Annotated in this window: 10 protein-coding genes and 2 rRNA genes; 9 read left to right on the forward strand and 3 right to left on the reverse strand. The window is 42.8% G+C overall.

The genetic code is table 11. The features are described 5' to 3' along the window. Positions 1-166: 166 nt before the first annotated feature. The 3 genes from AC5YD2_RS10405 (at position 167) to AC5YD2_RS10415 (ending at position 5,048) form a co-directional block, all read left to right on the forward strand. Positions 167-3,063, forward strand: a 23S ribosomal RNA gene (locus AC5YD2_RS10405). A 184-nt stretch (positions 3,064-3,247) separates the two neighbouring features. Further along, positions 3,248-3,362 (forward strand): 5S ribosomal RNA (gene rrf / locus AC5YD2_RS10410). Between the two features lie 522 nt (positions 3,363-3,884). Then, positions 3,885-5,048, forward strand: coding sequence for an acyl-CoA dehydrogenase family protein (locus tag AC5YD2_RS10415; RefSeq protein ID WP_496126265.1), 1,164 nt, complete (start codon positions 3,885-3,887; stop codon positions 5,046-5,048). A gap of 64 nt (positions 5,049-5,112) precedes the next feature. On the opposite strand, the gene AC5YD2_RS10420 is transcribed toward AC5YD2_RS10415, so the two are convergent. Beyond that, positions 5,113-5,730 carry a TetR/AcrR family transcriptional regulator gene (locus tag AC5YD2_RS10420; protein WP_496126266.1) on the reverse strand — a complete coding sequence of 206 codons (618 nt, stop codon included), beginning with the start codon at positions 5,728-5,730 and terminating at the stop codon, positions 5,113-5,115. Between the two features lie 161 nt (positions 5,731-5,891). On the opposite strand from AC5YD2_RS10420, the gene AC5YD2_RS10425 reads away from it, so the two are divergent. The 6 genes from AC5YD2_RS10425 (at position 5,892) to AC5YD2_RS10450 (ending at position 14,429) form a co-directional block, all read left to right on the forward strand. Further along, the gene (locus AC5YD2_RS10425) at positions 5,892-7,703 is read left to right on the forward strand and encodes an acyclic terpene utilization AtuA family protein (RefSeq protein ID WP_496126267.1); all 1,812 of its coding nucleotides are present in this window, start codon (positions 5,892-5,894) and stop codon (positions 7,701-7,703) included. Between the two features lie 88 nt (positions 7,704-7,791). Beyond that, entirely contained in the window at positions 7,792-8,664 is an 873-nt protein-coding gene (locus AC5YD2_RS10430; RefSeq protein ID WP_496126268.1) for an SDR family oxidoreductase, read from the forward strand. Between the two features lie 21 nt (positions 8,665-8,685). Further along, a complete protein-coding gene (locus tag AC5YD2_RS10435; protein WP_496126269.1) occupies positions 8,686-10,299 on the forward strand; it encodes an acyl-CoA carboxylase subunit beta in 1,614 nt (537 codons plus the stop codon). A gap of 98 nt (positions 10,300-10,397) precedes the next feature. Beyond that, entirely contained in the window at positions 10,398-11,555 is a 1,158-nt protein-coding gene (locus AC5YD2_RS10440; protein ID WP_496126270.1) for an acyl-CoA dehydrogenase family protein, read from the forward strand. 11 nt (positions 11,556-11,566) lie between these two features. Then, on the forward strand, positions 11,567-12,400 hold the full coding sequence (locus AC5YD2_RS10445) for an enoyl-CoA hydratase/isomerase family protein (protein WP_496126271.1): 834 nt from the start codon (positions 11,567-11,569) through the stop codon (positions 12,398-12,400). A gap of 88 nt (positions 12,401-12,488) precedes the next feature. Next, complete coding sequence (locus tag AC5YD2_RS10450) at positions 12,489-14,429, forward strand: acetyl/propionyl/methylcrotonyl-CoA carboxylase subunit alpha (protein ID WP_496126272.1); 1,941 nt, start codon at positions 12,489-12,491, stop codon at positions 14,427-14,429. 69 nt (positions 14,430-14,498) lie between these two features. On the opposite strand, the gene AC5YD2_RS10455 is transcribed toward AC5YD2_RS10450, so the two are convergent. Together AC5YD2_RS10455 and AC5YD2_RS10460 are read right to left on the reverse strand one after the other, a co-directional pair. Beyond that, a complete protein-coding gene (locus tag AC5YD2_RS10455; protein ID WP_496126273.1) occupies positions 14,499-14,912 on the reverse strand; it encodes a roadblock/LC7 domain-containing protein in 414 nt (137 codons plus the stop codon). An 11-nt stretch (positions 14,913-14,923) separates the two neighbouring features. Further along, entirely contained in the window at positions 14,924-15,457 is a 534-nt protein-coding gene (locus AC5YD2_RS10460) for a GTP-binding protein (RefSeq protein ID WP_496126274.1), read from the reverse strand. Positions 15,458-15,460 lie beyond the last annotated feature (3 nt).

Here is a 15,460-nt window from a genome sequence, read left to right on the forward strand (position 1 = left end):
GATGAGAAACTAGCGATTAACTGAATCAAGCGTTTTGGTATATGAATTAGATTGAAGCTGTACAGTGCTTAAATGCACAAGACGCGAACTGTATGATTGACTAAGTAATTGGTTGATCTGTTGCTCATCCTACTTGTAGAGGATGAACGACTGTTTGGGGTTGTATAGTCAAGTAATTAAGTGCATGTGGTGGATGCCTTGGCAGTCAGAGGCGATGAAAGACGTAATAGCCTGCGATAAGCTCCGGGGAGGCGGCAAATATCCTGTGATCCGGAGATTTCTGAATGGGGAAACCCACTTACCATAAGGTAGGTATTGCAACATGAATACATAGTGTTGCAAGGCGAACGAGGGGAAGTGAAACATCTCAGTACCCTTAGGAAAAGAAATCAATTGAGATTCCCTTAGTAGCGGCGAGCGAACGGGGAAAAGCCCATTAAGTCATATCAGTTCTAGTGGAATGCTCTGGGAAGTGCAACCGTAGTGGGTGATAGTCCTGTACACGAAAGGGCTGATATGATGATGTCGAGTAGGGCGGGGCACGTGAAACCTTGTCTGAATATGGGGGGACCATCCTCCAAGGCTAAATACTCCTGACTGACCGATAGTGAACCAGTACCGTGAGGGAAAGGCGAAAAGAACCCCTGTGAGGGGAGTGAAATAGATCCTGAAACCGCATGCATACAAGCAGTGGGAGCCGGCATTGCGTCCGGTGACTGCGTACCTTTTGTATAATGGGTCAGCGACTTACATTCAGTAGCAAGGTTAACCGAATAGGGGAGCCGTAGAGAAATCGAGTCTTAATAGGGCGTTTAGTTGCTGGGTGTAGACCCGAAACCAGGCGATCTATCCATGAGCAGGTTGAAGGTTGGGTAACACTAACTGGAGGACCGAACCCACTGTCGTTGAAAAGCCAGGGGATGACTTGTGGATAGGGGTGAAAGGCTAATCAAGCCTGGTGATAGCTGGTTCTCCCCGAAAGCTATTTAGGTAGCGCCTCGGACGAATACCATTGGGGGTAGAGCACTGTTTCGGCTAGGGGGTCATCCCGACTTACCAAACCGATGCAAACTCCGAATACCAATGAGTACTATCCGGGAGACAGACTGCGGGTGCTAACGTCCGTAGTCAAGAGGAAAACAATCCAGACCGCCAGCTAAGGCCCCAAAATCATAGTTAAGTGGGAAACGATGTGGGAAGGCATAGACAGCTAGGAGGTTGGCTTAGAAGCAGCCACCCTTTAAAGAAAGCGTAATAGCTCACTAGTCGAGTCGGCCTGCGCGGAAGATGTAACGGGGCTAAAACTATGTGCCGAAGCTGCGGATTTGCAATTTATTGCAAGTGGTAGGGGAGCGTTCTGTAAGCCGATGAAGGTGGATTGAGAAGTCTGCTGGAGGTATCAGAAGTGCGAATGCTGACGTGAGTAACGACAATGCGAGTGAAAAACTCGCACGCTGAAAGACCAAGGGTTCCAGTCCAACGTTAATCGGGGCTGGGTGAGTCGACCCCTAAGGCGAGGCCGAAAGGCGTAGTCGATGGGAAATTGGTTAATATTCCAATACTTCTGTGTAATGCGATGAGAGGACGGAGAAGGTTAAGTCAGCCTGGCGTTGGTTGTCCAGGTGAAAGGTTGTAGGCATGTATCTTAGGCAAATCCGGGGTACTCTATGCTGAGAACTGATAGCAAGCTGCACTTGTGCAGTGAAGTGGCTGATACCATACTTCCAGGAAAAGTCTCTAAGCTTCAGTTACACAGGAATCGTACCCGAAACCGACACAGGTGGTCAGGTCGAGTAGACCAAAGCGCTTGAGAGAACTCTGCTGAAGGAACTAGGCAAAATGGTACCGTAACTTCGGGAGAAGGTACGCTGCTGGCGGTGATAACCCTTGCGGTTTGAGCGGCGAGCAGCCACAGAAACCAGGCCCCTGCAACTGTTTATTAAAAACATAGCACTCTGCAAACACGAAAGTGGACGTATAGGGTGTGATGCCTGCCCGGTGCTGGAAGGTTAATTGATGGGGTTAGCGTAAGCGAAGCTCTTGATCGAAGCCCCAGTAAACGGCGGCCGTAACTATAACGGTCCTAAGGTAGCGAAATTCCTTGTCGGGTAAGTTCCGACCTGCACGAATGGCATAATGATGGGGGCGCTGTCTCCAGCAGAGACTCAGTGAAATCGAATTCGCCGTGAAGATGCGGTGTACCCGCGGCTAGACGGAAAGACCCCGTGAACCTTTACTGCAGCTTGACATTGAACTTTGATCTTACTTGTGTAGGATAGGTGGGAGGCTTTGAAACTCGGACGCTAGTTCGAGTGGAGCCAATCTTGAAATACCACCCTGGTAATATTGAGGTTCTAACTCTGCTCCATCATCTGGAGCGAGGACCATGTCTGGTGGGTAGTTTGACTGGGGCGGTCTCCTCCTAAAGAGTAACGGAGGAGTACGAAGGTGCGCTCAGCGTGGTCGGAAATCACGCGTAGAGTATAAAGGCAAAAGCGCGCTTAACTGCGAGACCCACAAGTCGAGCAGGTACGAAAGTAGGTCTTAGTGATCCGGTGGTTCTGTATGGAAGGGCCATCGCTCAACGGATAAAAGGTACTCTGGGGATAACAGGCTGATACCGCCCAAGAGTTCATATCGACGGCGGTGTTTGGCACCTCGATGTCGGCTCATCTCATCCTGGGGCTGAAGCAGGTCCCAAGGGTATGGCTGTTCGCCATTTAAAGAGGTACGCGAGCTGGGTTTAGAACGTCGTGAGACAGTTCGGTCCCTATCTACCGTGGGCGTTGGAAATTTGAGAGGATCTGCTCCTAGTACGAGAGGACCAGAGTGGACGAACCTCTGGTGTACCGGTTGTAACGCCAGTTGCATCGCCGGGTAGCTATGTTCGGAAGGGATAACCGCTGAAAGCATCTAAGCGGGAAGCCTACCTCAAGATAAGATTTCCCAAGGACTATATGTCCTCTAAAGAGCCGTTGAAGACTACAACGTTGATAGGTTGGATGTGGAAGCATAGTGATATGTGAAGCTGACCAATACTAATTACTCGTGAGGCTTGACTATACAACACCCAAACAGTTGTTGTATAAAAGCTCAATTGATTCGATATACATCAAAATAGCTTGATTCAGTAAGCCGTTAGTATCACAATATTCAACTCAGATATATCTGTTAATAACTTCTTTGACCAAGCAACGGCATACATCAAACGATGTGAATAAGACCCAAGCAAAGTCACAACAGTTGTGCTGGCGACAATAGCGAGAGTGAACCACCTGATCCCTTCCCGAACTCAGAAGTGAAACCTCTTTGCGCTGATGGTAGTGTGGGGTTACCCATGTGAGAGTAAGTCATCGCCAGCTCATTATTCCTAAAACACCCCCTTCTAATGAAGGGGGTGTTTTTTTATTTTTAAAGTACTCTAAAAATTACAATCTTTGTAAATATCAGAAAGTATGAATTCTTTAGATAACTAGGTCAGCCCAAAAGCAACAAGAACGAGATTATCTTAAGTATTTTTTAAAAAATTTTGGTTTTTCTATAAAGAAAAAAATGAAAACAACATAGGTGGTCACATGTGGTGATATAAATCTTTTGTCATTATAAAGAGTGCAATATTTTGATCTGATTGATCAGGATTTTTAATTGCTGAGAAATTCTAATTTTTACTTATTCGACCGCTAGCACCATTAAATGTTCTAACAAGATTATTATTAAAAATAGATCATAAGCTTTAATAACTCTTGAATAATCAATCTTATACTGTTTGTAAAATTGAAGTTTGTTGATTAATGCTAAGAAATTGATGCTTCTTGCTATTAAAACTTGAATAAGAAATGTCAGTATGAACTTGAAGGACTTAAATAATTTCAGGGACATATTTGATGCAATACAATCCAATTTATTATACTGATGAACATTTTGCATTCGCTGATGCTGTAAGAAAATTTGTAGAAAAAGAAATTACACCTTATGTAAATGAATGGGATGAAGCTGGTACATTTCCACGTGAGTTATATAAAAAGGCGGCCGAAGTAGGCTTGATGGCTTCAGGTTTTGATGAAAAATATGGGGGGACGACGGAGACAGATGCATTCTATACGTTACTCGGTTGTGTTGAATTAGCGAAGTGTGCTTCAGGAGGTCTAGTTGCATCATTGCTGTCACATATGATTGGTGCGCCACCCATTAATAGTTTTGCAAGCGAAGAAATAAAAGCAGAGGTTTTACCACAAATTTTATCAGGTGAAAAAATATCAGCTTTAGCCATTACTGAACCGGGTGGAGGATCGGATGTAGCTGCCTTACAGACTAAGGCAGTTAAAGACGGTGATGATTATATTGTCACAGGTGAAAAAACATTTATTACCTCGGGTATTCGTGCGGATTATTACACGGTTGCTGTTCGGACAGATCCTGAAGCCAAAGGTCCAAATGGTATTTCAATGTTATTGATTGATGCGCATTCTGCAGGGATTACCAAGAATAAATTGGATAAGATGGGTTGGTGGGCATCGGATACAGCACACTTACATTTTGATCAAGTGCGCGTGCCTGGAAAAAATTTGATTGGTCCCGAAAATATGGGTTTCTTTGTGATCATGAATAACTTCAATATGGAACGCTTTTTCTTAGCGGCGGGAAGTTATGGTTATGCCAAAGTGTGCTATGAAGAGGCTTTAGATTGGGCGCAACAACGTAAAACATTTGGGAAGCGTTTAGTCGATCATCAAGTGGTTCGTCATAAGTTGGTTGATATGGCAACACGATTACAAATGACAAGAACCATGCTTGAAGATACTGCATACAAGATGGGGCGTCCTGAATTACAAGGCAATGAAATGATCGCGCAAATTTGTATGCTTAAGAATGTTGCGACTCAGACCATGCAGTTCTGTGCAGATGCGGCCGTACAGACTTTGGGTGGTATGGGCTTTATGAGAGGAATGAAATCTGAACGTATTTACCGCGAAGTGAAGGTGAATATGATTGGTGGTGGTGCAGAGGAAATCATGAAAGATTTGGCAAGCCGTCAATTAGGTTTTTAATATCAAACCAACAAGCAAATAAAATGGAATAAAAATAGGTGGCTTTTAAGTCACCTATTTTTTTCTAGCCAAGAGAAGTAGACTGATGAAGTGTCATGTCCCAAACGATGTCGGTTAATTGGTCCAATGATAATTTGCCATCTACATTGTACCAAGTCACGGTCCATGCGATTGAACCACCAATTAAACGACGCCAAATAAAAGGATCATGTTTAATTTTACCTTGATCATGCAACGTTTGAATGACACTCAGCCAAATTCCTTCGTAATCATTTCGTAGTTTTAATAACTTTTGCTGATTTTCTGGCGACAGTGCAAACCATTCATAGACCAATACAGCCATTGCTGAACCTGTATCACCTGAAATGGCTTGCAGTTCAGCACGGATCAATTCTTTGAGTTGTTGCTCGGGATCATTCGAACATTGAATCGCAGTTTGTAGACATGCATGGTTATAAATGATGGTTTGTTCCATCACATGCGCGAGAATGTCATCTTTGGTTTTAAAATGGTGGAATAGGCTACCTGATTGTATGCCAATAAATTGGGCAAGTTCTCGAACCGTAGTTTTTGCATAGCCTTGTTTATGAAATAAATATGCTGCACCCAACAGCAAGCGCCCACGAGGTGTGTCATCGAAGCATGCAATGGGCTGTATCTGGTCAATAGAAGTCGCAATCATCTTGTTATTTTATCCTATTTTTATCATTAGATTCCTTTAAAACTGTTGTCCTTATTCAGTTTTAAGCATATTTGCAAATAATCATAACATTTTGCACTTTACAAACCAAGCGCTTGCTTGGTAGATTGGGGTTAAATTCTAATCAGAATAATGAGAAAGCAATGACAATTAATCAGGATGATCAAAAAGTTGTAAAAATTGGATGTGCTTCAGGCTTCTGGGGTGACACAAATACCGCTGCCTTTCAGTTGGTACATATGTCCGATATTAATTATTTGGTATTTGACTATCTTTCAGAAATTACTATGTCGATTATGGCAAAGGCAAAAATGACAGATCCTTCGCATGGTTATGCACTTGATTTTGTCAGTCGTGTGATGACGCCATTGATTAAAAAGATAGCGGATAAAAAAATTAAAGTCGTCAGCAATGCAGGTGGTGTGAACCCTCTCGCGTGCCGTGATGCATTGCAGCAAGTCATTAGCAATGTGGGTTTAGATTTAAAAGTTGCAGTGGTTCTTGGTGATGATTTAATGGATCAACATCCTGAACTTCAAAAGAAAAATATTAAAGAAATGTTTAGTGGTGAAGACCTCCCAGCGCATGTTGCGAGTAGTAATGCTTACTTAGGTGCTGTTGCAATTCGTGATGCATTAGACTTGGGTGCAGACATTGTAATCACAGGGCGTGTCGTTGATTCGGCAGTGGTGCTCGGACCTTTATTGCATGAATATCAATGGTCACTTGATGATTACGATAAATTATCTCAAGGCTCACTGGCAGGACATGTGATTGAGTGCGGCGCTCAGTGCACAGGTGGAAACTTTACCGATTGGCGCTTAGTGGAAGGCTTTGACAATATGGGGTTCCCGATTGTAGAAGTTGCTGCTGATAGTACCTTTGTCGTGACTAAGCCCACAGGTACAGGTGGATTGGTCTCAGTGGGTACGGTGGGTGAGCAAATTGTCTATGAAATTGGACATCCACAAGCGTATTTATTACCAGACGTGACGGCAAATTTTAGTCAAGTGAAGCTGGAACAAGTCGGTGAGCATCGTGTCAAGGTATCAGGTGCAACAGGTACAGCACCAACCAATCAATATAAAGTCAGCACAACTTATCCAGATGGTCACCGTGTTTTGGTGAGCTTTATGTTGGCTGGTAAGGATGCGGAAGAAAAAGCATTGGCTGTATCCAATGCAATTTTAACCAAAGTTGAGCGCGTACTTACGCTACGTTCAGTACCGCCATTTAGTGAAAAGTCAGTTGAAATTTTAGGGACGGAATCAACCTATGGTGCACATCGACGGATTCATGGAAGTCGTGAAGTCGTGGTAAAAATTGCAGTTAAACATATGTTCAAAGAGGCCTGTATGTTCTTTGCTTCTGAAATTGCTCAAGCCTCGACAGGTATGGCTCCAGCGCTGACAGGTATTGTTGGTGGTCGTCCTAAGCCATCACCAGTGATTAAATTATTTTCATTCTTGGTCGATAAAGATCAGCTGAACATTGAGGTTGATCTCAATGGCGCACGTCATAGCGTGCAAATTCCAAAGGGCAATGACCTTAATGTCAATACTTTGCCTGCGGGTGAGGTTGCTCAGTTGACAGGTCAGGAAATTGAAGTGCCATTGGTGACTGTTGCACATGCGCGTAGTGGTGATAAAGGGAACTACAGCAACATCGGTGTGATTGCACGTCAAGCTGAATTCCTGCCTTGGATTCGTGCATCACTGACCGAGGAAAATGTCGCGGAATACATGAAGCATGTATTTGAAGGAACAGCAGAAGGGCAATCCAACAAGGTTATTCGTTATGAATTACCAGGGATGAATGCACTGAATTTTCTGCTTGAAAATGCACTTGGCGGTGGTGGTATTGCAAGCTTACGTATTGATCCACAAGGTAAGGCATTTGCACAACAGTTACTCGATATGCCTGTGAAAATTCCAGCATCATTGCTCAATAAATAGTAAAAAAGTTGAGGTGAGTGTAGTCGCCCCAAACTGATTAATTGAAAAGCAGTATAAATAAAAAGATTCAGAAAGGAAGAATAAGCAGATGAGTTATCACTCCATATTTAGAGCAGACGCCTTTAAGGATAAAGTCGTTATCGTTACAGGTGGTGGATCAGGAATTGGTCGTTGTACGGCACATGAATTATCTGCACTCGGTGCCCAAGTGGTGATCACAGGGCGTAAGCAAGAGAAGCTCGATAAAGTGAGCCAAGAAATTACCGAAGATGGCGGTAAAGTTCATACAATTGTTTGTGATAACCGTGAAGAACAACAAGTCAAAGATATGATTGCTGAGGTGATTGCTCAGTTTGGTCGAATTAATGGTCTGGTGAATAATGCCGGCGGTCAATTTCCATCGACTTTAGACAGTATTTCGGCGAATGGTTTTGATGCCGTGATTCGTAATAACTTGCACTCAACCTTCTTTTTGATGCGTGAAGCCTATAACCAATGGATGGAAAAAAATGGCGGTAGCATCGTCAATATGACGGCTGATATGTGGGGTGGTATGCCGGGAATGGGTCATTCGGGAGCTGCACGTTCAGGTGTTGACAACTTGACCAAGACAGCTTCTGTCGAATGGGGTAAGTCCGGTGTTCGCGTCAATGCTGTTGCACCGGGTTGGATTCTTTCTTCAGGGATGGATACCTATTCTGGTCCTGTGGCTGAATTTATCATTCCAAATTTGTCTGGCAATGTTCCCCTGCAACGTATGGGAACCGAGTCTGAAGTCTCATCTGCAATCGTTTATTTACTCTCAGATGCTGCTGCATTTGTCTCTGGTGTGACACTGCGTATAGATGGGGCTGCATCTCAAGGCACACGTATTTTCCCCTTGTCTGATGCTAAAAATAGCGAATCTTTTAATGGGTTCCACCGCGCATTTATTCCAGATGTTATTAAAAACAAAAAGTAATTAATTTGAAGGATCACCATCATGACGATACTCCAATCTGAAGTTACAGTCGGAAGTGAAGTTTTTGAAACCAATAAGAAAGCACTACTTGCTCAACTGGAGGAAGTGCGTGCCGTTCAACAAAAGGGGGTTGAACGCTCTTATGCTGCAAAAGCTAAATTTGAGAAGAAAGGTAAAATTTTGCCTTATGAGCGTGTACGTTTATTACTCGATGCAGATTCACCATTTGTAGAGCTTTGTGGTCTAGTTGGCTACAACATGCATGATGATAAAGATGGATCTGATGCAGGGGGAGGCATTATTGCAGGCATTGGTTTTGTCAATGGTGTGCGTTGCTTGGTGACTGCAAGTAATAGTGCAATCAAAGGTGGAACAATGGCACCGATGGGTGTGCATAAAACGCTGCGTTTGCAACAAATTGCCATGAAGCAAAAATTACCAATCATTACGTTAGCGGAAAGTGGTGGTGCTAACCTGAATTATGCAGCTGAAGTGTTCACAGCAGGTGGTACGACCTTTGCCAACCAAGCGCGTATGTCAGCGATGGGTATTCCGCAAGTGTCTGTGGTTCATGGTAATGCCACCGCAGGTGGAGCGTATCAACCTGGGCTGTCTGATTATGTGATTACAGTCCGTAAGCAAACTGAAATGTTGCTTGCTGGACCGCCATTACTGTTGGCAGCGACAGGTGAAGTGGCGACTGCTGAGGAATTAGGTGGTGCAGAAATGCATGCTCAGGTTGCAGGTACAGCAGAGTATTTAGCAGAAAATGATGCAGATGGTATTCGTATTGCACGTGAAATTTTTGGACATTTGAATTGGAAAGAACACACCGAAAGGCTCAATGTTGAATATAAAGAACCGCGTTATTCAGCAGAAGAGTTATTGGGGATTATTCCGAGTGATCCAAAGCAACCTTTGGATATGAAAGAGATTATTGCACGTATTGTTGATGATTCAGATTTCTTTGAATTTAAGAACGAATATGACTCACATACGGTATGTGGCTGGTCGCAAATTGGTGGATTACATATTGGGATCATTACCAATAATGGCCCAATTACGCCACAAGGCGCAGCCAAAGCAGCCCAATTTATTCATTTATGTGAACAAACACGTCGCCCAATTTTATTCTTGCATAACACCACAGGATTCATGGTGGGTACTGATGCCGAACAAAACGGCATTATTAAACATGGTTCTAAACTGATTCAAGCTGTTGCCAATTGTACTGTGCCTAAGATTTCCATTGTTGCACATGGTTCTTATGGGGCAGGTAATTATGCCATGTGTGGTCGTCCACTCGGACCAGAATTTATTTTTGCATGGCCCAATTCCCATGTTGCTGTCATGGGCTCAGCACAGGCAGGTAAAGTACTTCGTATTGTAGCGGAAGGGAAGCAGAAAGCTTCGGGCATGGAGCCCAACGAGCAGATGCTCGATTTCTTAGAGCAAAGTACCGCGATGAAGTTGGAATCTCAATCTACTGCACTATTTAACACAGCGATGATGCATGACGATGGCATCATTGATCCACGAGATACACGTAAAGTACTCATTTTCTTATTACAAACTATTTATGAAGCGGAGAAACGTGAATTGAACCCAACACGATTTGGGGTGTCACGTTTCTAATTTCTCACAGGTGCTTTTTCTCACAGTTATTTTGCAAAGATTAATGCGTTACAAGTAAAAGAAATAGATGAACAAAATTAAAATTAAGGATATTCAATATGAAATTTACACCAGAACATGATGCTTTACGTCGTACAACACGCCAATTTGTAGAAAATGAAATTAACCCATTTGCTGCTGAGTGGGAAAAGGCAGGTCGATTCCCCATTCATGAAGTCTTCAAAAAAATGGGAGACTTGGGGCTTTTGGGGATTTGCAAACCTGAGGAAAATGGTGGTTTAGCCCTCGACTATTCTTACAATTTAGTCGTGGCTGAAGAGTTAGGTGCGATTAATTCAGGTGGTGTGGCACTGGCAATGGGTGTGCAAACGGACATGGCAACCCCAGCGATCGCTCGTTTTGGTAGCAAAGAGTTACGAGATGAATTCTTAACACCTGCTGTTGCGGGTGAAAAAGTGGCAGCGATAGCTGTGTCTGAAGTTCAAGCTGGCTCTGACGTTGCAGCACTGAAAACCACAGCAACAAAAGATGGTAATGACTATATTATCAATGGTCATAAAATGTGGATCACCAACTCATTACAAGCTGATTTCTTTTGTTTGTTGGCGAATACTTCTGAGGGCAAACCGCATTTCAATAAATCGATGATTGTGGTGCCTGCAAATACACCCGGGATCAGTTTCTCTGAACCTTTAGATAAGTTGGGGATGCGTTCAAGTACCACGGCGCAAGTGTTCTTTGACAATGTACGTGTTCCGCAACGTAACTTGGTGGGCACGGAAGGCATGGGCTTTATGATGCAAATGCTACAGTTCCAAGAAGAGCGCATGTGGGGTGCTGCAAATGCAATGGGTGGTATGTTGAACTGTATTGAAAAGACCATTCAGTACACACGTGAGCGTACGACATTTGGTCAGCCGTTGATTAATAATCAATATATTCATTTTCGTTTTGCAGAGTTAATGACTGAAGTAGAAGCGCTGAAGGCATTGAACTATCGTGCCTGTGAACTGCATATCGCTGGTGAGGATGTGACTCAAATTGCTTCTATGGCGAAACTGAAAGCAGGGCGTTTAACACGTGAAGTCGCAGATAGTTGTTTACAGTTCTGGGGCGGGAATGGTTTTATGGCAGATAACCCTGCCGCACAATTTTATCGCGATGGGCGTTTGGTTTCGATTGGTGGTGGTGCCGATGAAATCATGCTCGGTATCATCTGCAAACTTATGGATACCTTACCAGGTAAACGTAAATAAGGAGTATGAGTATGACCTATTCACATCCACTCAATCGCATCTTAGAAGATGACAGCATTCAATTAGAACAACACGGTTCCATCCTAAAAATATGGTTGAACCGTCCTGCAAGTCGCAATGCAATGAGCCTTAATATGGTCAAATCGATCATGAGTGTATTTAAAGCCATTGCGGATGATACTTCAATTCGCGCCGTGGTTTTCCGTGGACACGGAAATCATTTCTGTGCTGGTGGAGATATCAAAGATATGGCAGGCATTCGTGCTGAGGCGATGAATGTAGGGAGCAATAAACCTTATATCGATTTCAATCGTGTCTTTGGTTCGATGATCGAGCTGGTTGATCAAGCACCGCAAACTGTAGTGGCAGTATTAGAAGGTGCGGTATTGGGTGGTGGCTTTGGCTTGGCCTGTGTGTCTGATATAGCAATTGCACATGCAGATGCACAATTCGGTTTACCTGAGACTGGTTTAGGTATTTTACCTGCACAAATTGCTCCATTCGTTGTGAAGCGGGTTGGATTGACTCAAGCACGTCGTTTAGCACTTTTAGGTGGACGTTTTAGTGGTGAAAAAGCACTTCATGTTGGTGTAGTGCATGAGGTTGCTAAAACACCAGGTGAACTTGAACAGTTGATTGAACAAACGCTAGATCAAATCAAACGGACTGCGCCATTGGCTTCTCGTGCAACCAAAGCGCTGATCCATCGTGCACAACATGAGCCTTTAAATACTTTATTAGATGATGCCGCTGTGCAATTTGCCGAGGCTGTCAATAGTGCTGAAGGTATGGAAGGTACGATGGCATTTATTCAAAAGCGTAATCCAAATTGGATGGATGATTAATTGCGCTATTGGCTTTAAGTCAAAGTAAAAGAATGGAAATATCTCCTTGCTAAATCGAGGAGGTTTTAAAAATAATAATGGTGATCATATGGCTTTTTCAAAAGTATTAGTGGCTAACCGTGGTGAGATTGCTGTTCGTGTGATGCAAACTGCTGAAGCGATGGGGTATAAAACAGTGGCGGTGTATTCTGAGGCTGATCAGTATGCACGACATGTTCAAGTGGCAGATGAAGCCGTATTTATTGGTGAATCGAAAGTCTCAGAATCTTATTTATCGATTCCTAAAATTATCGAAGCTTGTAAAAAAACAGGTGCAGATGCGGTGCATCCGGGCTATGGTTTTTTATCAGAAAATACCGATTTTGCCCAAGCGTGTATTGATAATAATATTACCTTTATTGGACCTACTGCTGCCGCAATTGAACTCATGGGCAGTAAACGCCTGTCTAAGATTGCGATGATTCAGGCAGGTGTACCCTGTGTATCAGGTTATGAAGGGGATCAACAAGATATTGATTTCCTAGCAGAGCAGGCACGTAAAGTGGGTTTTCCTCTGATGGTTAAAGCTTCAGCTGGTGGTGGTGGACGCGGTATGCGTTTGGTTCATCAAGAATCAGATCTGCTTGAAGCATTAACAACCGCACGCTCTGAAGCTGAAAATGCCTTTGGTTCAGGCGAACTGATTATTGAAAAAGCGGTGATTGCACCACGTCATGTAGAAATCCAAGTTTTTGGCGATACACATTGCAATTATGTTTATCTGTTTGAACGAGATTGTTCGATTCAGCGCCGTCATCAAAAAGTAGTTGAAGAAGCACCTTGTCCCGTGATGACACCAGAATTACGTCAACGCATGGGAGAAGCGGCTGTTGCGGCTGCTCAATCTTGTGATTACGTTGGCGCAGGGACAGTTGAATTTTTATTGGACGCATCGGGTGAGTTTTATTTCCTAGAAATGAATACACGTCTACAAGTCGAACATCCGGTGACAGAAATGGTTACGGGCCTGGATTTGGTTGAATGGCAGCTTCGCGTGGCGAATGGTGAGACATTACCCTTGCAGCAATCTGAATTGACTTTAAAAGGTCATGCGATTGAAGTACGTCTTTATGCCGAAGATCCACGCTTAGACTTTTTACCGCAAACAGGGAAAATCTTACGTTGGAAACCTGTTGAATCTAAAAATGTTCGTATAGACCATGGCATGTTGGCACAAGGTGAAATTAGTCCGTTTTATGATCCGATGGTTGCGAAAGTGATTGCCTATGGTGAAACACGTACAGATGCTATTCGTTCACTGGCACGTGCAGTCGAAGAAAGCGTCTTGTTGGGTGTAAACAGTAATAAAGAGTTTTTGGTTAATTTGCTTCGTCACCCTGTTGTTGTAAAAGGGGATACCAATACTGCCTTTATTCAAGAACATTTCCAAGATGACGTCAGTTTAAATAAGCAAAGTCTGAATTTGGAAAGCTTGGCATTGGTGGCATCGCTATTGACCAATGCATCAACCCAAAGCAGTTGGAATACAGGGATTTCATTATCTCTACCTCTCAAACTTCGTTACGATGAGCAAAAACTTGATTTGATCGTGAAGCGAGAGGGTTCCGCGGTCACGGTTGAAGCCTGTGGTGAAACGCAGACAATTCATCTTTTGGATCAATCAGATGAACAATTGATTTACGTGATCGATGGTGTACGCCGTAAGATAGATTATGCAATCGAAGCTAACTTTGTTTATCTAGATGCAGCCAACGGTAATATTGCGGTAGAAAATATTACCTATTTACCCCCTGAAACTGCCGAAGTTGCGGGTGATGGTAAAATTCGTGCACCAATGGATGGATCGATTATCAATGTTATAGTAAATGCAGGTGACGCGGTCACTAAGGGTCAAACATTACTCATTTTAGAAGCCATGAAAATCCAACAGCAAATCAAGTCAGATGTTGATGGTGTTGTGGGCGAAATTGTGGGACAAGTCGGACAACAAGTAAAAAAACGACAAGTTTTACTCAATATTGATGGTTAATGCTAGATATATTTATTATTGAAAAATGACCCGCTTAGGCGGGTCATTTTTGCAGAGACCATTAAAAAATTATTGATCTGCTTGAAGGATGACTTGTTTTGCTTGTTTTAGACTATAGAGAAGTTGTCCAAGAAGAACATCTTTAGCCGCTAAAGTCACAATAACCATCGGATTCTTTTCGGACGGAACTGCAGTTAAAATGGCTTTCCCATTTTCAGCATCTAATGTAATACTTTGACAGCCAGTTAATTGTATTTCATTCAAAAAGGCACTAACCATTGCAAGTATTGAGCTACTCACTGCTGCGAGTTTACTTGAGTTTAATGCATCACGTCGAGAAACTGTTGCCAGTTCAAAACCATCAGATGAACAAATCATAATGAAGTCGACACCTTTAACATTCAGGAGGACATCATTGATTTGATCTTTTGCAATCCTAATGAGTGAATCAGGAACTTGTCTTTGTTTTAAAGCAGGAATCATAAATAAAAGCCTTACATGTGTTCAATTTCTAGTTTTGTAATTAATGCTTCGATGAGTAAAAGCACATCCATCTTTTTGCGAGCATCAATAAAGAAAAGAGGATAGTTTTGTTTCTTCTCTATTAACCATTGACGATAAATATGTGTAGATTTATCTAAGTTTGCATCAGTGTGTGTAATACCGATGATGATGTTGTCTGTATGATCTTTGAAAAAATTAATATAGTATTCAAGATCTTCAATGGCATTTTTTAAAGTGTGGTCGACTAAAATAATCGCCCCAATAGCACCTTGGCTAATCACTCCCCACATAAAATTAAAGCGATCTTGTCCTGGAGTACCATAGAGTCCAACTTTAATATCATCCTCAAGCGTAATCTCCCCATAATCGATGCCCACTGTAGTATGCATTTTTTTATGAGATTGTTCATCAGTGTTATATGCTTCGGTTGATAGAACAGAAATATCCGATAATGATTTAATAGCTTCAGTTTTGCCTGAACCCATCGAGCCTGCGAATACTATTTTGTGCTTTTGAATAATCATATG

Source organism: Acinetobacter sp. CY73 (assembly GCF_059515865.1).

Coding starts and splice junctions, on each gene's coding strand:
- AC5YD2_RS10415 (WP_496126265.1), top strand. CDS start 3,885: ATGCAATACAATCCAATTTATTATACTGATGAACATTTTGCATTCGCT.
- AC5YD2_RS10420 (WP_496126266.1), bottom strand. CDS start 5,730: ATGATTGCGACTTCTATTGACCAGATACAGCCCATTGCATGCTTCGAT.
- AC5YD2_RS10425 (WP_496126267.1), top strand. CDS start 5,892: ATGACAATTAATCAGGATGATCAAAAAGTTGTAAAAATTGGATGTGCT.
- AC5YD2_RS10430 (WP_496126268.1), top strand. CDS start 7,792: ATGAGTTATCACTCCATATTTAGAGCAGACGCCTTTAAGGATAAAGTC.
- AC5YD2_RS10435 (WP_496126269.1), top strand. CDS start 8,686: ATGACGATACTCCAATCTGAAGTTACAGTCGGAAGTGAAGTTTTTGAA.
- AC5YD2_RS10440 (WP_496126270.1), top strand. CDS start 10,398: ATGAAATTTACACCAGAACATGATGCTTTACGTCGTACAACACGCCAA.
- AC5YD2_RS10445 (WP_496126271.1), top strand. CDS start 11,567: ATGACCTATTCACATCCACTCAATCGCATCTTAGAAGATGACAGCATT.
- AC5YD2_RS10450 (WP_496126272.1), top strand. CDS start 12,489: ATGGCTTTTTCAAAAGTATTAGTGGCTAACCGTGGTGAGATTGCTGTT.
- AC5YD2_RS10455 (WP_496126273.1), bottom strand. CDS start 14,912: ATGATTCCTGCTTTAAAACAAAGACAAGTTCCTGATTCACTCATTAGG.
- AC5YD2_RS10460 (WP_496126274.1), bottom strand. CDS start 15,457: ATGATTATTCAAAAGCACAAAATAGTATTCGCAGGCTCGATGGGTTCA.